General features: G+C 35.9%; 20 protein-coding genes. 11 read left to right on the top strand and 9 right to left on the bottom strand.

What is annotated here, in order from left to right:
* The first annotated feature begins 10 nt into the window (after nt 1–10).
* Nucleotides 11–364 (top strand): hypothetical protein, encoded by a 354-nt coding sequence (locus HOO91_08460; protein NOU17576.1) that lies wholly within the window; start codon nt 11–13, stop codon nt 362–364.
* 449 nt (nt 365–813) lie between these two features.
* On the opposite strand, the gene ilvC is transcribed toward HOO91_08460, so the two are convergent.
* From ilvC to ilvD, 4 genes are read right to left on the bottom strand one after another with little or no spacing between them, the layout of a single operon-like run.
* A complete protein-coding gene (gene ilvC, locus HOO91_08455) occupies nt 814–1860 on the bottom strand; it encodes a ketol-acid reductoisomerase (GenBank protein ID NOU17575.1) in 1047 nt (348 codons plus the stop codon).
* A 58-nt stretch (nt 1861–1918) separates the two neighbouring features.
* Complete coding sequence (gene ilvN, locus HOO91_08450; GenBank protein NOU17574.1) at nt 1919–2458, bottom strand: acetolactate synthase small subunit; 540 nt, start codon at nt 2456–2458, stop codon at nt 1919–1921.
* Nucleotides 2459–2468: 10 nt separating this feature from the next.
* Nucleotides 2469–4223 carry a biosynthetic-type acetolactate synthase large subunit gene (gene ilvB / locus HOO91_08445; GenBank protein NOU17573.1) on the bottom strand — a complete coding sequence of 585 codons (1755 nt, stop codon included), beginning with the start codon at nt 4221–4223 and terminating at the stop codon, nt 2469–2471.
* Between the two features lie 43 nt (nt 4224–4266).
* Nucleotides 4267–6096 (bottom strand): dihydroxy-acid dehydratase, encoded by a 1830-nt coding sequence (ilvD, locus tag HOO91_08440; GenBank protein NOU17572.1) that lies wholly within the window; start codon nt 6094–6096, stop codon nt 4267–4269.
* A gap of 280 nt (nt 6097–6376) precedes the next feature.
* Here ilvD and HOO91_08435 point away from each other — a divergent pair, with 280 nt between their 5' ends.
* Nucleotides 6377–7933, top strand: coding sequence for a hypothetical protein (locus HOO91_08435; GenBank protein ID NOU17571.1), 1557 nt, complete (start codon nt 6377–6379; stop codon nt 7931–7933).
* 20 nt (nt 7934–7953) lie between these two features.
* On the opposite strand, the gene trmD is transcribed toward HOO91_08435, so the two are convergent.
* Entirely contained in the window at nt 7954–8637 is a 684-nt protein-coding gene (trmD, locus tag HOO91_08430; protein NOU17570.1) for a tRNA (guanosine(37)-N1)-methyltransferase TrmD, read from the bottom strand.
* Between the two features lie 257 nt (nt 8638–8894).
* Here trmD and HOO91_08425 point away from each other — a divergent pair, with 257 nt between their 5' ends.
* The 4 genes from HOO91_08425 to HOO91_08410 all read left to right on the top strand — a co-directional run bounded on the left by HOO91_08425 (nt 8895) and on the right by HOO91_08410 (nt 16421).
* On the top strand, nt 8895–10940 hold the full coding sequence (locus HOO91_08425; GenBank protein NOU17569.1) for a DUF349 domain-containing protein: 2046 nt from the start codon (nt 8895–8897) through the stop codon (nt 10938–10940).
* 24 nt (nt 10941–10964) lie between these two features.
* Complete coding sequence (locus HOO91_08420; protein NOU17568.1) at nt 10965–12578, top strand: CTP synthase; 1614 nt, start codon at nt 10965–10967, stop codon at nt 12576–12578.
* 87 nt (nt 12579–12665) lie between these two features.
* Entirely contained in the window at nt 12666–14522 is a 1857-nt protein-coding gene (yidC, locus tag HOO91_08415) for a membrane protein insertase YidC (GenBank protein NOU17567.1), read from the top strand.
* 204 nt (nt 14523–14726) lie between these two features.
* Complete coding sequence (locus tag HOO91_08410) at nt 14727–16421, top strand: carboxylase (GenBank protein ID NOU17566.1); 1695 nt, start codon at nt 14727–14729, stop codon at nt 16419–16421.
* A 123-nt stretch (nt 16422–16544) separates the two neighbouring features.
* Here the strand turns inward: HOO91_08410 and HOO91_08405 are convergent, their stop codons facing one another.
* Both HOO91_08405 and HOO91_08400 read right to left on the bottom strand, forming a co-directional pair.
* Nucleotides 16545–17048: a 6,7-dimethyl-8-ribityllumazine synthase gene (locus HOO91_08405; GenBank protein NOU17565.1), complete on the bottom strand. Its 504-nt coding sequence runs from the start codon at nt 17046–17048 to the stop codon at nt 16545–16547.
* 77 nt (nt 17049–17125) lie between these two features.
* Nucleotides 17126–17818 carry a tetratricopeptide repeat protein gene (locus tag HOO91_08400; protein ID NOU17564.1) on the bottom strand — a complete coding sequence of 231 codons (693 nt, stop codon included), beginning with the start codon at nt 17816–17818 and terminating at the stop codon, nt 17126–17128.
* A gap of 150 nt (nt 17819–17968) precedes the next feature.
* On the opposite strand from HOO91_08400, the gene recF reads away from it, so the two are divergent.
* Together recF and HOO91_08390 are read left to right on the top strand one after the other, a co-directional pair.
* A complete protein-coding gene (gene recF / locus HOO91_08395; GenBank protein ID NOU17563.1) occupies nt 17969–19084 on the top strand; it encodes a DNA replication and repair protein RecF in 1116 nt (371 codons plus the stop codon).
* Between the two features lie 32 nt (nt 19085–19116).
* Nucleotides 19117–19407 carry a DUF721 domain-containing protein gene (locus HOO91_08390; GenBank protein NOU17562.1) on the top strand — a complete coding sequence of 97 codons (291 nt, stop codon included), beginning with the start codon at nt 19117–19119 and terminating at the stop codon, nt 19405–19407.
* A 55-nt stretch (nt 19408–19462) separates the two neighbouring features.
* Here HOO91_08390 and HOO91_08385 read toward each other — a convergent pair whose 3' ends face one another.
* Together HOO91_08385 and ndk are read right to left on the bottom strand one after the other, a co-directional pair.
* On the bottom strand, nt 19463–19912 hold the full coding sequence (locus tag HOO91_08385; GenBank protein NOU17561.1) for a hypothetical protein: 450 nt from the start codon (nt 19910–19912) through the stop codon (nt 19463–19465).
* 161 nt (nt 19913–20073) lie between these two features.
* Nucleotides 20074–20493 (bottom strand): nucleoside-diphosphate kinase, encoded by a 420-nt coding sequence (gene ndk / locus HOO91_08380; protein NOU17560.1) that lies wholly within the window; start codon nt 20491–20493, stop codon nt 20074–20076.
* A gap of 88 nt (nt 20494–20581) precedes the next feature.
* Between ndk and HOO91_08375 the strand changes: the two genes are divergently transcribed.
* Genes HOO91_08375 through HOO91_08365 form a run of 3 tightly spaced genes read left to right on the top strand, consistent with a single transcriptional unit; the run spans nt 20582 to nt 23077 of the window.
* The gene (locus HOO91_08375) at nt 20582–21607 is read left to right on the top strand and encodes a bifunctional oligoribonuclease/PAP phosphatase NrnA (protein NOU17559.1); all 1026 of its coding nucleotides are present in this window, start codon (nt 20582–20584) and stop codon (nt 21605–21607) included.
* Nucleotides 21608–21610: 3 nt separating this feature from the next.
* Nucleotides 21611–22141: an FKBP-type peptidyl-prolyl cis-trans isomerase gene (locus HOO91_08370; protein ID NOU17558.1), complete on the top strand. Its 531-nt coding sequence runs from the start codon at nt 21611–21613 to the stop codon at nt 22139–22141.
* A gap of 51 nt (nt 22142–22192) precedes the next feature.
* The gene (locus HOO91_08365; protein ID NOU17557.1) at nt 22193–23077 is read left to right on the top strand and encodes an FKBP-type peptidyl-prolyl cis-trans isomerase; all 885 of its coding nucleotides are present in this window, start codon (nt 22193–22195) and stop codon (nt 23075–23077) included.
* The last annotated feature ends 41 nt before the right edge of the window (nt 23078–23118 follow it).

The following is a 23118-nucleotide window of genomic DNA, read 5'->3' as shown; positions in this document are numbered from 1 at the left end:
ATCCAAAAAAATGAAAGAGGAAATAAATTGGACTCGCATAATTTACATAATGGGCGTTATTGCTCTGATAATTGGCGTTCTAGATCCATTAGAGGGATCAATTATTATTGCAGCAGGCAGTTCACTTATTGCATTATCAACATACATAACCCATGATCGACACTGGAAAATATTTTTGCTAACAACAGTAATGATTGTAATTGGTGTGTTTTTTATGTTCTATTTTTCATCATTCGGAGGATTTGGAGGCAATTCAACATTATCGTGGTGGTGGAGCACACTTATGCTTCCTTACCCCATTGGATGGCTAACGGTAATATCATTGTTGATTGTAAGGGATTTTAAAAAAAGAAAAAGCGAGTAGGTAATCAATTTTTTACGACATCAAGTAAATAACGCTAGTTGCCAAGTATGGTTAAGATTACTAGTTGAATAATAATATAGAGGCAAAATAGTTTTTACTCTATTCTTCTGAGACTGTAAGTAATGTTAGTTCTATAATTAAGAGTCGTTTTATTGCATGTTAATCAATATATCTAAAATTTAATTGATGCAGGAAAATGTAAATAGACAATACGAAATTATAAGAAGTCAACCGAGTTCGTAAGCCAAACGAAGCCAATCCTGAAAAAAAGTTACTATAAAATCAATTATTAACTTCGTAAAGTTAAATTTCACTCTTGTTCCATTGCTGATTTCGCCGAACTAGTTCCGCTGAGCTCACTACGTTCGGTTCGTAAACTCGGTTTTAACTTCTATCACCAAACTTCTATCACCAAACTGAATTATCACGTTTCTTAAGTCAAACTCACGTTAATTGTTCTCGGGTCTTAGCTTACGTACGGCCTCTCCAGTCACCCACATTTCTGATTCTCGAAGCTCTTTTAGCTCCTCGTCAAGTTTTCCACGATAATCGGACTTGCTGTTCGAGTCAATTGAACGTTGAGCCTCATTTCCGCATTCTACCTCATTGTACAGTTCTTCAAAAACAGGCTTTGTAGCATCGCGGAATTTTTTCCACCAATCGAGTGCCCCGCGTTGCGCGGTGGTTGAACAGTTAGCATACATCCAATCCATTCCGTTCTCGGCAACAAGTGGCATTAAACTTTGCGTTAATTCTTCAACGGTTTCGTTAAATGCCTCGGAAGGCGAATGCCCTTTGCTACGCAAAACATCGTATTGTGCTGCAAAAATACCCTGGATAGCCCCCATAAGTGTGCCTCGTTCGCCCGTAAGATCAGAGTAAACCTCCCGCTTGAAATCAGTCTCGAAAAGATACCCTGAACCAACACCAATTCCCAATGAAACCACTCTATCCCACGCTTTCCCTGTTGCATTCTGAAAAATAGCATAGCTGGAATTTAACCCACGTCCTTGCAAGAACATCCTTCGTAAGCTGGTTCCCGACCCTTTTGGTGCAACAAGTATTACATCAACGTCAGGTGGTGGAATAATCCCTGTTCGTTCCTTAAAGGTTATACCAAAACCATGAGAAAAGTAAAGGGCTTTACCGGCAGTAAGATTTTTTTTAATGGTAGGCCAAAGTTCAATCTGACCTGCATCGGATAGCAAAAATTGTATGATTGTTCCACGCTTACAAGCCTCTTCAATATCAAAAAGTGTTTCCCCTGGAACCCAACCATCATTAACAGCTTTATCCCATGATTTGGAGTTATTTCGTTGCCCAATGATTACATTAAAACCATTATCGCGTAGATTTAATGACTGCCCCGGACCTTGAACACCATATCCTATGATTGCAATTGTTTCTTTTTTTAGTGTTTCCAATGCCTTTGACAAAGGAAACTCGTCACGAGTTACAACATTCTCTACTGTAGATCCAAATTTAATTTTTGCCATTGTGTTATTAATTAGTGTAAATGAATGATTTGAGTATAACCTTTAAACAGTTTTTAGCCTAGGACTTGGCTAAAAGAGCATCCCTCTGAATTAGGAATTCTGACAGTTTTTCAATAGGTGATCGAGTTATAGCAACCCTGCCTGAACGAATGAACTGTAAAACACCGTATTCGGTTAAGCCATTAAATAATTCTTGAGTTTCATTCTTGTGTCCTGTTTTTTCAATAACCGTATATTCGGGGGTAATTTCCAGAATTCGAGCATTATGTTGTCGAATCATTTTTTCCAATTGATCGGTTTCCATTAAAGCTTTTGTTGGAACCTTATACAAGGCGATTTCTTGAAATATCATCTCCTCATTAGTGTAGTAAAATGCTTTAAGTATATCAACCTGTTTTTCAATCTGCTTAGTGATGTTGACAACTTTTTCCTTTTCATCGTTTACAACAATTGTAAGTTTAAATATGCCTTTGATTGCAGATTCCGAAGCGGTTATGCTTTCGATATTTACTTTTCTGCGGGTAAATACAATAGTTATTCGGTTTAGTAAACCGATATGATTTTCACTATATGCTGATATAATATACTCTTGCTTCATTTTCTTTAAATTAATTACTTGATTTAATATCATTTATGCATAGTAAAATATCTGAAACCGATGCACCTGCTGGAATCATTGGGAAGATATTATCTTCTTTTTCAACCATCACCTCTATTAGGTAAGGTCCTTTTGATTCAAGCATTGTTTGTAAGGCCTTATTAAGATCTTTGCGTTTGGTTATCAATTGCCCGGGTATTCCGTATGCCGCAGCAACTTTAACAAAATCGGGGCTGAGGATTTCGGTAAATGAGTATCTTTTCTCAAAGAAGAGTTCTTGCCATTGCCTTACCATTCCTAAAAAACGGTTATTTAGTACAACAATTTTAACTGGCACTTTTTCTTGTGCAATGGTTCCGAACTCTTGAATTGTCATTTGTAACCCTCCATCTCCAACAAAAAGTACCACTTCACGATCTGGAATGCCTAATTTAGCACCCATCGCAGCGGGTAACCCAAACCCCATAGTCCCTAAACCTCCCGATGTGATATGACTACGTGAAGTGGTAAATTTTGAATACCGGGCTGCAGCCATTTGATTTTGACCTACATCACTTACAATAACGGCCGAACTATTAGTTAGCTCTGAAACCTTATTTACAACCTCGGCCATTCCAATCCCCAATGTTTCAGGGTTAAGATCGGAACTTATCACTTTCTTCATTTCAATTTCATGGGCATCTTTAAATTCATTAACCCATGATAGATGTTTCTTTTTTTCAGCTAACAGATGTAATAGTTTTAGAATCCTTTTTGCATCCCCAAGCAGTGCAATATCCGATTTTACATTCTTGTTAATTTCAGCAGGATCAATTTCTATATGAATTACTTTAGCCTGTTTTGCGTATGTTTTAAGATTCCCAGTAACACGATCGTCAAATCGCATACCAACGGCAATTAGCACATCGCATTCATTGGTTTTGATATTGGGTCCATAATTTCCATGCATGCCTAGCATCCCCATATTCAATGGATGATTTGTTTTTAGCGCCGAGAGCCCAAGTAGAGTACCCGCCGCAGGTATTCCAGTTTTTTCAATAAATTGTTTCAGTTCCTTTTCGGCTCCCGATAGATGAACTCCCTGACCATAAATCAGGTATGGTTTTTTGGCGCTATTTATTAGATCTGCCGCTTGATTTAGTTTTTCTTTATTAACGGGAAATTCTGGTATATAACTTCTTATTTTATGGCATTTGGCGTATTTGTATTTAAACTTACCAGTTTGAGCATTTTTAGTAATATCAATAAGCACAGGCCCTGGTCGTCCAGTTGCAGCAATATAAAAAGCTTTGGCAATTGTAGATGGAATTTCATCGGGTGAGGTAATTTGGTAATTCCACTTGGTAATGGGCATTGAAATGCCAACAATATCAGATTCTTGGAAAGCATCTGAACCCAAAAGGGGAGAGGCAACCTGACCAGTAATACAAACCAAGGGTGTTGAATCAATCATTGCATCGGCTATACCAGTTATTAAATTTGTAGCCCCTGGCCCAGATGTAACTAAACAAACTCCAGTTTTTCCCGTTGCGCGGGCATATCCTTGTGCAGCATGAACAGCACCCTGTTCGTGCCTAGTTAATATATGGCGAAGGGCATTTCGGTAATCGTACAATGCATCATAAACAGGCATAATCTGTCCACCTGGATAACCAAAAATAATTTCAGTTCCTTCCTCAATAAGCGATCGGATTACTGCTTCGCTTCCCGATATTTCAACGTTTTGTTGTTTCGATCTTTTAGTTTCTTTTTCTTTAGCAGTCATAGTTATTGAGATAATTTACTTTTTATCATTCTTCAACCATTCACTAATCAAGTTCTCTTATAGCACCCTTATCAGCTGATGAAACATGCTTTGCATAAATTTTAAGAGAATTTGGAATTGTTCTTACCCTAGATTGAGGGGAATAAGCTGCTTTACCCCGTTTGATTTCAATATCTTTTCGAAATTTCAGTTCATTTTCGCTTACTAAAAGATCAATTGACCTATTGGTAATATCAATTACAATTTTATCATTATCTTTAATCAGAGCAATTTCGCCCCCAGCAGCGGCTTCTGGCGATATATGTCCAATGGAAAGACCCGAAGTTCCACCCGAAAAACGCCCATCGGTTATTAGGGCACAAGTTTTATCGAGTCTTAAACTTTTTAAGTAAGATGTTGGATAAAGCATTTCCTGCATACCTGGACCGCCTTTTGGTCCCTCGTAACGAATAACCACAACATCTCCAGGATTTATTGCTCCTCTTAAGATACCATTTACAGCATCATCCTGCGATTCAAATACCCTTGCAATTCCTTCGAAATGGAAAAGCGATGAATCAACTCCTGCCGTTTTTACAATACAACCATTGGTGGCAATATTTCCATACAGAACAGCCAATCCGCCATCTTTCTGATAAGCATTTTCAGCATTTCGAATGCAACCCGATTTTCGATTAACATCAAGTTCTGCATAGTGATTATTTTGCGATCCCATAACTAAATTAAACCTATTGGAGGGAGAACTACTGTATATTTCAATTGCCTCTGGATTAACTTTTAAACTCACAATATCATAATCTTCTATTGCTTGATTAAGTGTTAATCCGTCTACTCTATATACAGAAGTATCAATTAATTCTGCTCTATCCAATTCTCCTAAAATGGAAATTATTCCACCTGCTCTATTTACATCTTCGATATGGTAATGTGAGCTGGGGGAAACTTTACAAAGACAAGGTGTTTTCCTAGATAAATTATCAATATCCTTTATAGAGAAATCAACCCCAGCTTCATGTGCAATTGCAAGTAAGTGTAAAACAGTATTGGTTGATCCACCCATTGCAATATCCAGCGTCATAGCATTGAAAAAGGCTTTCATGGAGGCAATCTGACGAGGCAATACTCGCTCATTTCCATTATTATAATATTCATAAGCCATTTCAATAATTCTATTCGCTGCTTTTTCGAAGAGTTTTAGCCTATTTGAGTGGGTTGCCACAATGGTGCCATTTCCGGGTAACGATAACCCCAGTGCCTCGGTTAGGCAGTTCATACTGTTAGCGGTGAACATACCGGAACATGAACCACAGGTAGGGCATGCAGATTGCTCAACTTTGGCAAGTTGGGATTTGCTAACATTTGTATCGGCACCCATAACCATTGCATCTACTAAATCGAACTTTCTATCCCCTAAAACGCCTGCCTCCATAGGTCCGCCGGAAACAAAAATTGTAGGAATATTTAACCTCATAGCAGCCATAAGCATACCAGGAGTTATCTTATCGCAGTTACTAATACAAACTAAGGCATCCGCCTTATGAGCACAAACCATATATTCAACGCTATCGGCAATCAAATCGCGCGAGGGCAATGAGTATAACATCCCATCGTGTCCCATGGCAATTCCATCGTCAATGGCAATGGTGTTAAATTCAGCAGCAAAGCATCCTTGTTCTTCAATAATCTTTTTTACTTGTTGACCAACTGAATGAAGGTGAGTATGACCAGGTACAAACTGGGTAAACGAATTGGCAATAGCTATAATCGGTTTGCCAAATTGCTCTTCTTTCATTCCATTTGCACGCCACAAACTGCGAGCACCAACCATTTTCCTACTTTTAATAAACGTCTCGCTTCGGAGTGGAATTTTCATTTAGCTATATTTTGTAGTTAAATCTTTTTACTGATATTGAAAAATGAATGAAACTTCTAATTCAAAATGCGTTGTTAAGGATAAAAAGTGTTGTTATTCATAAAAAATTTATATTTGTCAATCATCCTTTTGCGAAGCGAATGTATTTTTATACAATCTACTTGCAAAATCATAAATTTTGGTTTTTACGTTTTGTAAAATTATGTTTACAACACTGTTTTATTTGCCAAAACACTGACATACAAATAAATGTAATAATTATTTTTTTTAATATATTACAATGTCCAACGGAAATATCGACCCTCTATTTTACTTGATTAAATCGCTAACTAAGGCGGAAAAGAGATCTTTTAAAATTTTTGCTTCTCGTAATGGAAATCCTGATGATTTAAAGTTTATTAAGCTATTTGATCTAATTGATAAACATAAGGAGTATGATGAAGAGAAAATCTTAGAGAGGGAACCGCTTATAAAACCTGTACAGCTATCGAATCTTAAAGCTCACCTTTATAAACAAATACTTCAAAGTCTTAGAATTTCGAATCCCGAGAACAGTATCTACCTTACAATTAGGGAGATGGTTGATTATACTCAACTTCTTTACAACCGATGCTTGTACGATCAAAGTTTAAAGATGCTTGAGAAGGCTAAAGCCCTTGCCATAAAGTATGATAAAAATTACCTTCTGTTTGAAATTCTTGATTTAGAAAAAAAGTTGGTTACCCGTTTTCTGAAAACTAATATTGATGAACGTGTTACTGCTCTGATTGGTGAAACTGAAACGATTAAAGAAAAACTATCGAATATAACCGATTTTTCAAACCTCACTTTAAAACTTTATTCATTTTATATTAAAATTGGTTTTATCCGAAATCAGAAAGAGTTTGAAATTGCAAACAATTTTCTGTACAGCACATTACCCGTTTTTAAGGAGGAACTCTTATCGTTTAGCGAAAAAATGCACTTATATAACTCCTTTACTGGTTACTTCTTCTTTATCCAAGATTTTCAGCGGGGCTATGAGTACGCTCAAAAATTGGTAAACCACTTCGACATTAATTCGCAGTACATTGTTCCTAAAATAGAGATGTATATTAGAGCAATTAATAATCTGTTAATGGCTCAATCGAAACTTTCAAAGTACGATGAGTTTTTGGTTACTGTTGATAAGTTTGATACAATAGAAAAACTTTCCGATTTTATTATTACCCCCAATATTGAACTGCTTCTTTTTAAATACAGATCAACTCATAAAATCAACCGATATTTCCTTTTGGGAGAACTTACCGAGGGCTCTAAAACTATCCCCGAAATTGCTGATAATTTAAAACAGTTTTCGGATAGATTAGATAAGCATTACACGCTGATTTTTTACTACAAGTTTGCTTGTATGTATTTCGGTGATGAGCAGTACACAAAAACGAAATTTTGGTTGAATCAGATTATTAACGATAAGGAAACCGATTTACGATCCGATATTCACTGTTTTGCTCGAATCTTAAATTTGATTAGCAATTACGAGTTGAATGATTTGGACCTAATCGATTACCATATTCGATCGACATACCGTTTCCTTGCTAAAAAGGATGACCTACATCTTTTCCAGAAAATTGTTCTTAAATTCCTCAAGCGACTTGGCAAAATCACTCAAAATCAGCTAACCGATGCCTTGAAAGATCTTCTTGAACAGCTACAGCCCCTTGAGCAAACAGTATATGAAAAACGAGCCTTTATGTATTTTGATATTCTATCGTGGTTGGAAAGCAAGATTCAAAGGCGCACTTTACAGGAAGTTATCCAAGAAAAAACACAAAAGAGGATAAAACACTTTTACTAAACTTATTTTATAAATCAATTTCAATCATTCTCTTTTAGCAAATCAGGCCTTAACCTACGGGTACGTTCAAAGGCTTGCTCCATCTGCCATTTCTCAATCTCCTTAAAATTCCCCGAAAGCAAAATATCGGGAACCCTCCACCCATTAAACTCAGCCGGGCGGGTATAAACAGGGGGTGCAAGCAAATTATCCTGAAATGAATCCGTAAGAGCCGATGTTTCATCGGAAAGTACGCCCGGAACAAGCCTTACAACGCTATCAACAATAATGGCTGCGGCAAGTTCCCCGCCAGAAAGCACATAATCCCCAATAGATATCTCCCTTGTAACCAAATGCTCTCTAACTCTATGATCCACACCCTTATAGTGCCCGCATAGAATCAGAATATTCTTTTTTGTGCTTAGCTGATTGGCTATCTTCTGGTTAAATGGCTCACCATCGGGTGATGTATAAATAATCTCATCGTAAACCCTTTCACCCTTCAACTTCTCTATCGCTTTAAAAATAGGCTCCACCATCATCACCATCCCAGCATCGGGACCAAAAGCGTAATCATCAATAGTTCGGTGCTTATTGGTAGTAAAATCTCTTAAATGGTTTAACACAATCTCAACTAACCCTTTTGTTTGTGCTCGTTTTATAATTGAGTGTCCCAAAGGGCTTTCAAGAAGCTCGGGTAGAACGGTAATAATATCAATCCTCATCATATCCAAATTGAAAGGCAAAGTTAAAAATAAACAAACATATACACCTTAAGATGCCAATAATCGCATTTTGCGATTATCTGATTTTACCCTTTTATTTCCCCCTTATTCCTACAGTAAAAACTGATGTAATAGTAGTTTTTCCATTAAAATGTTTGAGTCTTAACACATAATGCTTATTTTCGTGTGCTATATAATTTAGCATCGAACCTATTAAAGCATTGCTTTACAATTAGTTAATTTATTTATTGAATCTCATGAATAGTAATGATCTGAATGATCCTAACATGGATCAGAAGTTCGGCAACGCCGAAAGTACAGTAGTTTCCTCCGAAAACAGCACTGAACTACAGGAGCAACTTGCTTCTAAAGAGAATGACGGTTTAGATTCTGAACCTACTGGTAAAACTGTAATTGAACCTGCAGAGCAGGAAAATAAGACATCTCACGAATCACACGATGATGATGAGGAACTTGATGAAGGTCTTAGCCCAATTGTAATTGATGAGGAAATTGTACCTCTTGATGATGATTCGGAAGAATTATCTGACGATGATCATGATGGTACTCCCGTTCAGATTGGAGATTATAACGCAATGTCGAAGGTCGAACTGGTTGAAGCGCTAAAAGTACTTTTAACCGAAAAGCCAATTCAAATAATAAGAGCCGATGTAGAAATTATTAAAATTAACTTCTACAAAAAGCACAAAGCAGAAATTGAGAAAAAACGAAAAGAATTTGTGGATAATGGCGGTGATTTAGAACAATTTACTATACCAGAGGATTTGCAAGAACCACAAATTAAGGAGCTTCTAAAAGAGTATCGTGATTTACGTTCAAAGTACAATAAAGACTTCGAGGGTAAGAAATTACAAAATCTCGAAGAGAAACAAAAAATAATTGAAACAATTAAGGAGCTGGTTAACAAGTCCGATTCTGTAAACCAAACATTTCAGGAATTTAGGGAGTTACAGCAACGCTGGAGAGAAATTGGTCCTGTACCTCAATCAAATCTGAACGATTTGTGGGAAACATACCACCATCATGTTCAGAATTTTTATGATTTTGTAAAAATTAATAAGGATTTACGCGATTTAGATCTAAAGCGAAATCACGAAGAAAAGATATTACTATGCGAAAAAGCTGAAGAGTTAATTTTAGAACCTTCAGTTATAACGGCCTTCAAAAAACTCCAAAAATACCATAACCAGTGGAGAGAAATTGGCCCTGTACCTAAAGAGCATAGAACCGAATTATGGGAGCGATTAAAAGAGGCCACCGCAAAAATCAATAAGAAACATCAGGATTATTTTGAAGGATTACGCGATGAGCAAAAAAGAAACCTTGATGCTAAGGTAGCACTTTGCGAAAAGGCGGAGGAACTTTCAACCCTTGCAATTACATCGAATAAGGAGTGGAATAAACGCTCAAAGGAGATGATTGATATACAAAGGGTTTGGAAAACAATTGGCTTTGCTCCTAAAAAGGATAATAATAAGATTTACGAGCGTTTCCGCTTGGCTTGCGATGCGTTTTTCAATAGCAAACGCGATTTCTATACCGATGCCCGAGAAGAACAGCAGAATAATCTTCAACTAAAAACAGAACTTTGCCTACAGGCTGAATCACTTAAGGATAGCAATGAGTGGAAAAAGGTTACTGAAGATTTAATTAGCCTCCAGAAACGTTGGAAGGAAATAGGCCCTATACCTAGGAAATTTAGCGATGAGTTATGGAAACGTTTCCGAGCTGCATGTGATTTCTTTTTCAACCAAAAATCTCAACACTTTGCACAGGTTGACAATAAGTATGAGGATAATCTAAAAGCAAAAGAGCAGCTGATTGAGGAAATATCCGCCTATCAAATAGTTGAGGATGTTGAAGAAAACTTAAAGGTTCTTAAAGATTTTCAGAGACGTTGGGCAGAAATTGGGTATGTTCCAATTCAGAATAAGGAATTGATTCAGAAAGGCTACCGTGATGCTATTAATAAACATTTCGAAAGCCTTAAAATTGATGAATCAAAGCGTAACTTGCTTAAGTTTAAAACAAGGATTGATAATGTACATGGTAATCCTCGTCAGGAAAACAAGGTTCGTCAGGAACGCGATAAACTCTTTAATAGGCTTAGACAAATTGAGGGTGATATTGTGCTTTGGGAAAACAATATCGGTTTCTTTACCAAATCAAAGAATGCTGAGCAGATGATAAAGGATGTTGAGAATAAGATTCAGAAAGGTAAAGAGGAGATAAAAATGCTTGAGGAGAAAATTAAAATGATCGATAAACTCGACTTAGATTAACAACTCCCAATAAATAACTAATTAATGCCACATAACACCAAATATGTTTTTGTAACTGGAGGTGTAACCTCTTCCTTAGGGAAGGGTATCATCTCCGCTTCCCTTGCCAAACTTCTTCAGAGTAGGGGATATTCGGTTACAATCCAAAAACTCGATCCGTATATCAACGTTGATCCTGGTACATTAAACCCTTATGAACATGGTGAATGCTATGTTACTGAGGATGGTGCCGAAACAGATCTCGATTTAGGACATTACGAGAGATTTATAAATCTTCCTACAACACAGGCGAATAATGTAACAACAGGTAGGGTTTACCAATCGGTTATTAATAAGGAGCGCAAGGGTGAGTACTTGGGTAAAACGGTACAAGTTATTCCACACATCACCGATGAGATAAAAGGAAGGATAAAACTTCTTGGTACAAAGCATAAGTATGATGTGGTGATAACCGAAATTGGTGGAACTGTAGGCGACATCGAATCGTTACCATATATTGAGTCTGTGCGTCAGCTAAGATGGGAACTAGGGCCAACAAACTCAGTTTTTATCCATTTAACACTTGTCCCTTACCTTGCAGCATCAGGCGAACTTAAAACAAAACCAACCCAGCATTCTGTTAAAGTTCTTTTAGAGAACGGGATTCAGCCAGATGTTCTGGTTTTAAGGACAGAGAAGACACTCAATGAGGAATTGCGTAGGAAGGTTGCTCTTTTTTGTAATGTTGATCCTGAGTCGGTTGTTGAATCAATAGATGTTAAAACAATCTATGAGGTTCCTTTGCTGATGCTTAAGGAAAAGTTGGATTTAACAGTACTAAAGAAATTAAATCTTCCAGTAGGCAAAGAGCCAGATCTTGCATCGTGGAATGAGTTTATAGCAAAGCTTAAGAATCCAAAAACAACTATTAAGATAGGCTTGGTTGGTAAGTATGTTGAACTACCTGATGCCTACAAATCAATTGTAGAATCTATTATTCATGCAGGTGCTTCCAATGAATGTAAGGTTGATTTAATTACAATTCATTCCGAAACTATTTGCGAATCAACCTTAGAAGAAAAACTTGGTGAACTTAAGGGTATTATTGTTGCACCAGGATTTGGACATCGAGGAGTTGAAGGTAAGATAACCGCTGTAAAATATGCTCGTGAGAAGGGTATACCCTTTTTTGGAATTTGTCTTGGTATGCAATGTGCAGTAATTGAATTTGCAAGGAATGTTCTTGGGCTATCTGATGCCAATTCCACTGAAATGGTTCGTAGCACACAAAATCCTGTTATTGACTTGATGGAAACCCAAAAGGGAATTATTGATAAAGGAGGAACAATGAGGCTTGGAGCTTATCATTGCGTTATTAAAAAAGGATCAAAAGCAGCACAGGCTTACCATAAAACTGAAATTCAAGAACGACATCGTCATAGGTATGAATTTAACAATGCGTACCTTGAACAATTTGAGAAAGCAGGAATGGTGGCTACTGGTACAAATCCCGATACTGGTTTAGTCGAAATTATGGAAATAGCTAAGCATCCATGGTTTATTGGGGTACAGTTTCACCCAGAGTATAAAAGTTCTGTTGTAAACCCTCATCCTCTTTTTGTAAACTTTGTTAAAGCGGCATTAGATTTTAACAAATAGCTATTTGATAAATTATTACATTTGTGCCGCCCTTTTTTAGGGTGGCTTCTTTTTGTTTAGTAATTAACTATTTACACATAATATACAATGGACAGGAATACGATTATTGGAATAGTCTTGATTTTTGGAATACTAATCTTGTTTGGCTATCTCAACACCCCTTCGAGTGAGCAAGTTGCTGCAATACAGCGCAAAAACGATTCAATTGCAAGAGTTAACGCTGAGATGCTGCAACAACAAAAGGCTTTGGAGATAACAAAGGTAAACACAAAAAGTGATTCAACTCAGAGAAAAGTACAGGAAGAGCAGTTGGGTTCTTTTGCTTCATCGCTGAATGGTGAGAAAAGGATGATCACTCTGGAAAATGATTTAATGAAGGTTAAAGTATCAACTCTTGGTGGGAGAATTTATTCAGTTGAACTTAAAAAATTCAAAACCTATACAGGGCAACCTTTAATTCTTTTTACAGGTGATGAGAATTCATTTGGCTTACAGTTTTGGGGAAATAACAACGACATTCAAACTCAAAACCTCTATTTCGCTCCAAATAGAACTGATTCTATTATTACAGTTCAAAATGGTGATCCACAGACATTAGTAATGAGGTTGAGCGCAGGAGCTAATTCACACATTGATTATATCTATACATTAAAATCTGATAGCTATTTAATGGATTTTGATATTCATTTTTCAGGTATGGCTAGCGTGTTCAGTGGTAAGGTAAATTCAATAGATCTTAATTGGTTTTCTAAAATGCCTCAACTTGAGAAAGGCGCTCAAAATGAGAGTACATACACCTCAATTTTTTATAACTACCCGAACGAGGAGTATGAAGAGATTTCTTCAAGTGGCGATGCTAATAAAAAAGAGGTTACAACCAAAATAAAGTGGGTAGCATTCAAGCACCAATTCTTCTCTTCTATTCTTGTAGCAAAAACTGATTTTGCAAATGCAAACTTTGTGTCTGCTGCATCAACGGATGATAAAAGTTTAAGAAATTTCTCGGCTCGCCTATCTCTTCCTATTCAGGATGGAAATAACGAAACCGTTGCGTTAAGTTTTTTCTTTGGACCAAATCACTTTAAAACTTTAAAATCATATAATCTCGGTTTTGAGAAAGTGGTTCCATTAGGTAAATGGATTATTAAATGGATTAATAGATATTTGATAATCCCAGTTTTTGATATTCTTGGAAGTAGGATTGCCAGCTATGGCCTAATTATCTTTTTGCTCACTCTTTTAATCAAACTAGTATTATTCCCACTAACCTATAAATCATATTTGAGTTCAGCAAAAATGCGTGTACTTAAACCACAGGTTGATGAGATAAATACTAAGTATCCAAATAAAGCCGATGCAATTAAGAAGCAACAAACGATTATGGCACTCTACCGAAAGGTTGGGGTAAATCCAATGGGTGGCTGTATTCCAATGCTAATACAATTCCCATTCTTAATTGCAATGTTTCGCTTTTTTCCAGCTTCATTCGAACTTCGCCAGCAGAGTTTCCTATGGGCAGAGGATCTATCATCCTATGACTCTATTCTTAATTTACCCTTTGCAATTCCTCAGTTTGGAGCGCACATCAGTTTATTTACACTTTTAATGGCGGGTGCTTTATTCATTACTTCAAAGATGAGTGCAGATCAGATGGGTGATACAAATGCTCAGCTTCCCGGTATGAAGTTTATGATGATTTACCTTATGCCAGTTATGATGATTGTTTGGTTCAATAACTATGCTTCTGGTTTGAGCTACTACTATTTTCTATCTAACATGTTTACACTAGGTCAAACATTATTGATTAGAAGATTTGTTGATGATGAAGCCATACTTGCCAAACTGCATGAGAATGCTAAAAAACCTGTTAAGAAATCCAGATTTCAGGAAAAACTTGAGCAGATAGCCAAACAGCAAGAAATACAGAAGAGTAAACGAAAATAGAAGATTCAATAGTTATTTTAAGGCGTAATCGGATTGATTACGCTTTTTTTTTGGTATTAATAAAATTTTATGACAAATATGTTATAAAACCATGTTTTTAAGCCTATGCAAAATTTATAGTTTATACAAACCAATTTACTTATTTAGCTGTTAATAATACAAGCAACAACAAAAAGAATTTCTATTAAAACACCTCAATAATTTATGAATAAAACGCTTTTAATCCGTGATGTTACGCTTCGCGATGGTCAGCAATCACTTTTCGCAACCAGAATGACTCAAAAACAGGTTGATAGGGTTTTGCCTTTATTTAAGGAAGCAAAGTTTTATGCAATGGAGGTCTGGGGAGGTGCTGTTCCCGATTCAATAATGCGCTACTTGAATGAAGACCCATGGGAAAGGCTAGAAAAGATTAAAAGTGTAATTGGAGATGTTTCAAAACTTACAGCACTTTCAAGAGGGCGTAATTTATTTGGCTACAACCCGTATCCAGAAGAAGTAATTGAAGGATTTAACCGAAATGCAGTTCAATCGGGTATTTCGATTATGCGAATTTTTGATGCGCTTAATGATACCGAAAATATACGTAGTACTATTAAATATGTTAAGGAGAATGGTGGAATAGCAGATGCTACTGTTTGCTACACTGTTGATCCAAAATTTACAACAAACGATAGGATTAGATCAATTCTAAAAGGTAAGTCCCTTCCTAAAAAGATATTTAGTATCGAATATTTTGTAAATAAAGCCAAAGAACTTGAGGCAATGGGTGCCGATATGATTTCTTTAAAGGATATGGCAGGTTTGGTTACCCCTGAAAGATCTAGTGAAATTATCTCTGCCCTTAAGAGTGCCCTTACTGTTCCCGTTGATTTTCATACACATTGCACCCCCGGTTATGGTTTAGCTGCCACTTTGATGGCAATTATTAAAGGGGTTGACATTGTTGATACAGCAATTTTTAGTTTTGCCGGTGGCCCTGCAGCACCTTCATTTGAAATCATACAGATTTTCTGTAATAAACTGGATATTGATACAGGTGTAAACCTTGATGCTGTTGTTAAAATTAATAATGAGCTCAAAGAGATTCGCAAGGAATTAATAGAATTTGATAGTTATCAGCTTTTTCCATTAGAATTTGATATTACAAAGGACACATTACCTGCAAATATTAACAAACTCTTTGATGATGCAATCTCATCTGCAAAAAACAGTAAGTACGATGAACTTTTAAGTTGCTGTTTAGCTATTGAAAAGTATTTTAACTTTCCAGAACCTGATGAGAACGTTAAATTTGCTGAAGTTCCTGGTGGTATGTATACTAATATGCTTGCCCAGCTTAAACAACTTAAACTTGAACAACTTCTTCCAAGGGTATTAGAAATAATACCAACCGTAAGACTAGCATCAGGTTGTCCCCCATTAGTTACGCCTACAAGTCAAATAGTAGGTGTTCAGGCTGTTAATTGTGTAATAGATGAGAATAAAGGACTTCCTTTCTATTCAAATAAGTCGATTCAATATGTTAACCTTGTAAAAGGAGTATATGGTAAAACGCCTATCCCTGTAGATCCTGAATTTCGTTTGCAAATTGCAGGTTTTAGAGATGAAAGACCTTACGATACTTCAAACTACCAGAAGCAGCCAAACCCTACTTTTAAGGAATTTGGTGATGCGAAGTTAGCTGTGAATGAGAAAGAGGAACTTTTACTCGAACTCTTCCCAAATGTTGCAGAAAAATTTTTAAAGGATAGGATTGTAGCACGTTATATGGATGCTATTAGAAAAGAGCAGGATAAAAAACGAAAAGCCATCGAGGCGGAAAAACGTAAATACGAAATGATGTCTAATGAAGAGAAACGTGAACGACTACTTAATGGTTTGTTTAATGCATGGTAGATAGTGCTGGACGGAAGTCAGACGATCGAAGACGGAAGAGGATGGGAGACATAAGTTGATTCCTAAAGTAAAAAAAGCGATCCAATTATTTGGGTCGCTTTCATTTTATATGAATGACATTGTCTAATCTTCAAGTTCTTCCATTTCTTTTTGCAATGCGGCCATTTTAATTGCTGTAATCGCCGCTTCAACGCCCTTGTTCCCATGTTTTCCTCCTGAACGGGCAATCGCTTGTTCCATATTATTAGTTGTTAAAAGACCAAATACGAATGGTATATTATAGTTCATATTTAGTTCAGTAATTCCATGGGTTACACTTTGACAGATAAAATCAAAGTGGCGTGTTTCGCCTTGAATAACACATCCTAAGCAGATAATTGCATCCAAATCTCCATATTCAGCCATAAACTGAGCACCCAAGGTTAGTTCAAAACTTCCTGGAACATGTTTTACCAGAATATTATCTTCTTTCGCTCCGTGCTCAGTTAATGTTTTGTATGCTCCATCAAGTAGTGCGTAGGTAATATCTGAATTCCAGTCGGATACAACAATTCCGAAAATCATTTTCTTTGCTGATGGGATTTGATCAGGATCGTATGCGGATAGATTTGAATTTTTTGTTGCCATAGTTTAATCAGTTAATTTGGGGTAAAGGTAAAAAAAAACCAACCCATTCGGGTTGGTTATATATGGATATCTTAATTTTAGTTGCCCTGTAAGGTTTTTACTCTTGTAATATCCTTTTCTATATCTCTTGCTTCGGAACTTTTCGGGTATTTGTCTTTAATCTCTTCAAAAGATTTTAGAGCTTTTTTATAGTTCTTCATGGATTCGTATACAATACCTATTTTTTTCAGGAACAGAGGAGTAGTAAAATCATTTTCATTATAACTTGCTGCCTTTTCGTAGTAGTTAACCCCTTCGTTAAGATTATTTAACTCAACGTAGCAATCACCAATAGCACCTAATGCAAGCGGAGAAACAAGAAGATCTCCCGCATCAAATTTCTTTAAATAGGTTATTGCTTCCTGATATTTACCTAAACTGCGATATGAAATACCTGCATAGTAGTATGCAAGATTTGCGGTTTTGGTTGGGCCATACTTGTTAATGATATCAAGTACACCTAGGTAGTTTCCATCACCATTCAAGGCAAGTTTAAATGAGTCTCTTTCAAAATACTGTTCAGCTGCAAAAATTTGCGATTGAGCCTTCTCCTCCATTGGAGCAAGATATAACTTCTTATATCCAAGGTAGCCACCAACAATAACAACAATTGCAAGAACTATAATGGTTAAACTCTTCTGATTGTTCTCGATGTATCGTTCAGTTCTAGTTAAAGCATTCTCAAGTGATTCAACGCTATTCCCTGTTGTGTCTTTTTTATCTTTTGCCATAATGATTAACGGTTTCTTTTTTTACTAAAGCAGACGCAAAAGTAATGGTTTTTAAGTTATATGGAAATTTTTTAGCAATAATTTAAGATTGGTTTCGCAGCTTTTCTTCCGTACATTTGTGCTCAATGAAATTCAGAATATCTTTTGATTATGTTTTTGAAACACCTTACAGCACTTAATTTTAAATCATACAGTCAGGTTGAAATGGAATTTCACCCAAAGTTGAACTGCTTTGTTGGTGATAATGGGCAAGGAAAAACAAATCTACTCGATATAATTTATTACCTATCTATTTGTAAAAGCGCCTTTAACCCAATCGATAGTCAGAATATTAAGCACACTGAGGATTTCTTTATTATTCAAGGGCTTTACGATAGAGATGATAAGGATGAAACTATATTCTGTGCTGTAAAGCAAAGTGAAGGGAAGGTTTTTAAACGAAATGGTAAGGAGTACCCACGCCTTGCTGATCATGTTGGTTTACTGCCTGTTGTAATTATCTCACCAGCCGATTTATCGTTGATTGTTGATGGGAGCGAGGAGCGTAGGAAGTACATAAATAGTGTTATCTCTCAATTCGACAGGCAGTATCTTGATGAATTGATAAGGTACAACAGAGTGCTTGCTCAACGCAATAAGATGCTCAAAGATATTGATGGTAAAAATAATTTTAGCGTGGAGCTGGTTGAGGTATTAGACGAGCAACTTGCGATGAATGGGGAGACAATTTTTAAGAAAAGAAACGACTTTGTTGATAAGTTAATCCCTATTTTCCAAAAGTATTATACCATTATATCGGGCAGAGAGGAGAGGGTAGAATTGGTCTACCAATCGCAGATCAAAGGCGAAGATTTTAAAACTTTACTAGCAAGTAGTTTTTCGAAAGACCGTATGATTCAGTTTACGTCTGTTGGAGTTCATAAAGATGATTTAACTCTAATGCTCAACAATTATTCTATTAAAAAGGAGGGTTCACAAGGACAGCAAAAGACGTATTTGATTGCTCTGAAACTTGCACAGTTTGAGTTTATGAGGAGTATTTCAGGTGTTAGACCAATTCTTCTACTTGATGATATATTTGATAAATTGGACATTAACAGGGTTGAAAATTTTATTAAGTTGGTTTCTGATGATAGTTTTGGGCAGATTTTTATTACTGATACTAATAAAGGGAGATTAAATGAAATTCTTGATCAACTTCATTCAGGCTTTAAACTATTTAAAGTAGATTCTGGTTCCGTAGATGAAATTTCTGGTAATGATTAACCTTTTGAACTATTACAAACAGTGATATTGAAATGAGTAGACATAATATAAAATCGTTGGGGGATGCTATTAATGAGTTTATTCATGAGCATAAACTCGAAGAGAAAATTTATGAGGTAAAGATTATCGATGAGTGGAAAAAGATAATGGGGCATAATGTTTCAATTCTTACTCAAAGTATAACCCTGAAAAATGGAAAATTAACAATAACCCTAAAATCTTCGGTATTAAGGAATGAACTTCAAATGAGCAAGCAACGGGTAATTACCATTATTAATAGCTATCTTGGTCAAAGTGTTGTAAAGGATATAATATTTAAGTGAAATATGTTTATTCATAGATAGGACTGTTCACACAACAACTGAGTTGCAACTATTTTCATTTACTTTTCTTATTGTTGGTTAGTATCTCCCAATTCTCAATTCCCCCTTCAATTACTTCAAAAAGCGGATGTGTTTCGAAGGTTTTTATTAGTTGAAACTCATAATATTTACTTAAGTCTCTATTATGTAGTTTATTCGATAGATGTTTCGCTTCATAATCGAGTTGTCCTTTGGTTACGGTTAGTTTATTGGGTGTAAAACTCCAATTTATCTTTTCTTTATTAAATCTATATTTTCTGTGAGAAGCCTCAATGTATATTTCTTTTAGATATTGGTTTATAGCATCAATGGGAACTTTTGCTTTCTTAAATCTCTCAAGTTGTGGATGGTTCTTATAACCTTTGGTTTTTCCTTCAAGTACATGCTTTGCCAATAGTGCTTCTCGCCAGAGGGCGATTAACCCTTTAGAGTCAAGATACTTCGGGTGTAATGACCAGATTCTCATCTTTTATACTGAAATCAAGCCGTAATTCTCTGAAGGTCTATTTCTTAAGGATTAATTTGTTATTGAGATATTAGCTCAATAAATACAATTTCTAATAAAGGTGGCTTTTCAAGTTATATAAAGGCTATTGTAAACACCTTTAAACGATTCCTTAATTCTTATTAATGAATCTCCCTTCGTGAGAAGAAAAATCCCCACTCTCTTTCGGCATGTTCAAAGCTATCGGAGCCATGAACCGCATTTTGCGATGTAGTAGTCCCGTACATCTTTCTTATAGTACCCTCTTGGGCTTCCGTGGGATCGGTTTTTCCAATCAATTTGCGGAATTCATTAACTGCATCTGGTTTTTCAAGAATAAGTGCCATTACAGGACCAGAACTCATAAAACATGTTAGGCGTTCAAAAAACTCTTTTCCACGATGTTCGCTATAAAACTGTTCAGCCTTTTCAAGCGTTAAAAGTGTGATTTTAATTGCCCTTAGCTTAAATCCAGCCTTAAGAATTTCAAAAAGAATTTCACTGGTATAATCATTCCTAAAAGCATCTGGCTTTATCATTGCAAAAGTTAATGATTTTTCCATAGTAGTTTTTTTTCCAAAATAACAAATATTTTTCTGTATCCGAATACGTTTTTTTTATTATATCTTTGAAACCAAAATAGTTTATATAATGCTTTTAGAATCAGAGGTTGAAAGGATTGAGGAATTTAAGAATCTTCTAGAATCATCAAAAAGTATAGTTATTACAACCCATCATAACCCCGATGGGGATGCAGTAGGTTCTGTATTAGGGTTATATCACATATTAAAATCTATTGGTTATCCTGTAATTGCCATTACACCGAATGGATTCCCTGAGTTTTTGTCATGGATGCCAGGCTCCGATCAGGTGGTCAGATATTCAGAGCAAAAGTATAATGCCGTAAACTATATTCTTAGTGCCGATACCATAATTTGCCTCGATTTTAATGGTTTCAAGCGTACCGAGGATATGGGAGATGTATTGATGCAATCAAAAGCTAAGAAGGTGTTAATCGATCATCACCCACAACCTGAGAGTAAATTCGATTTACAATTCTCCTTCGTTGAAGTTAGTTCTACTGCCGAATTGGTTTATGAGGTGTTATCATCATGTTTTGGTGATAACGTTGTTACACTAGATGCTGCTATATGCTTATTTGTTGGGATAATGACGGATACAGGATCGTTCAGCTACGCTTGCTCTAGAGGAAGAACATTCCAAATTTCAGGAGAATTAATTGCCAAAGGAGTGGATGTTGAGAATGTTCAGGGCTTAGTATATAATAATTTTACTGCCGATAGGATGAGGCTATTAGGGTTTTCTCTAAGCGACAGGATGAAAGTATACCCTGAATATAAATCTGCTTGTATTTCATTGACAAGGGAAGATCTTAAGAATTTTAAGCATAAGATGGGCGATACCGAGGGTTTTGTAAATCTCCCATTATCTATAAAGGGTGTAATTTTTTCGGTTCTCTTCGTTGAACACGATTCATTTATCAAAGTTTCATTACGTTCAAGAGGCACTTTTCCAGTTAATACTGTTTCTCAGAATCATTTTAATGGGGGAGGGCATAAAAATGCTGCTGGGGGTAAGGCATTTATGTCATTAAAAGATGCTGAACTTCTTTTTGAAAATGTTCTGAAAATGTATTCTTCTGAATTAAACAGCTAAGCGATGCGTTATATTGCTACAGTACTTTTAGTGATTTTATCAATTTTCCTTCAAGGTTGTAGGGACGATAATAAAAAATTGTCAAGAAAAGATTTTGCTCAAGCAAAAGATAAACTTGCAAAAATTAATAGTGTACTAGTAGATCAGGATCGCAGTCAAATTGAAAACTATATTAAAAGATATAACCTTGATGGAGTAAGGGAAAGTGGTACTGGCTTATTCTATTTGATATGGGGAGATCCCAAAGGTGATTTAATTAAAACGGGCAACGTTGTTGAGTATTTATATAAAATCACATTGCTCGATGGAACACTTTGCTACCAATCCGAAAAGGATACTCCTAAAAGATTTAAAGTTGGGCATGGTAGAGTTGAATCAGGTCTTGAACAAGCTGTTCTTCTGATGAAACCTGGTCAAAAGGGAAAGTTTATACTACCTCCACATCTTGCATATGGCTTACTAGGCGATGAAAAAATGATACCTTCTCGCTCAATAATTGTATATGATATAGAAATGTTGAAAGTCTATCGTTAGTTTAAAATAAGTTTTAGCTAACTTTACATGGAAATTTTCAAACTATTTTTGATGAGGAATTGCAGAATATTACTTATAGGTTTCCTTTTTCTCCTGTTACTTGGCTGCTCGAAAAAATCTTCGAGATTTCCGGGCTACTCAATGACAGAAACAGGAATACATTATAAGTTAATTAGTTTAGGCGATGGCTCTGCAAAACCTGAGATATTAAACTACATCACTGTAAATATCTCTTATAGGACAATCAAGGATTCTCTTTTCTTTCAAGGTTTAAGAAAATTTCAGCTCACTGTCCCTAGGTATAAAGGATCAATAGAAGAGTGTTTTTTGATGCTTGTTTTAGGCGATAGCGCATCATTTTATTTTCCTGCTGATTCCTTTTTTGTTAAAACTCTTGAGACATCTCGCCCAAGATTTATTAATAAGGGTGATTTAATGCGAGCAGATATTAAAATGATGGAAATTCAAACCGAAAAACAATATCAACTCGAAAAGGAAGCATTTCTAAATTGGATAAATGATTTTGGGGATTATGAGAGGGTAATTCTAAAACAATATATGGATGGTGAAAAGCTTAGCATTGCGCCAACCTCTTCTGGTTTATATTATATCCCTATAATAAAAAAGGAGGGGAAGAGTGTTGCAGTTGGTGATACTATAACCGTTAACTTTGAGGGAAGATTCTTTAACAGTAAAATATTTGATTCAACAAAGAAACGAAATGAACCCTTTCAATTTGTTTATGGACAAAAATGGCAAGTTATTGAAGGTTTAGAAGAGGCCATAGGGATGATGAAAGAGGGTGAAAAATCGTTATTTATTATACCATCAAAATTAGCTTTTGGCGAAAAAGGCAGCTCTACAGGAATAATTCCCCCATTTACATCCGTGATTTTTGAAGTTGAGCTAATTGAAGTTAAAAAAGGTAAAGGATAATTTGCGTGATGAGATTCTGGCTAACTTTAAACCCTTGTTTA

Source organism: Bacteroidales bacterium (genome assembly GCA_013141385.1).
Lineage (GTDB): Bacteria > Bacteroidota > Bacteroidia > Bacteroidales > Tenuifilaceae > UBA8529.
Note: the sequence above shows the minus strand (reverse complement) of the source record. Positions and strands in the feature narration are given on the sequence as shown.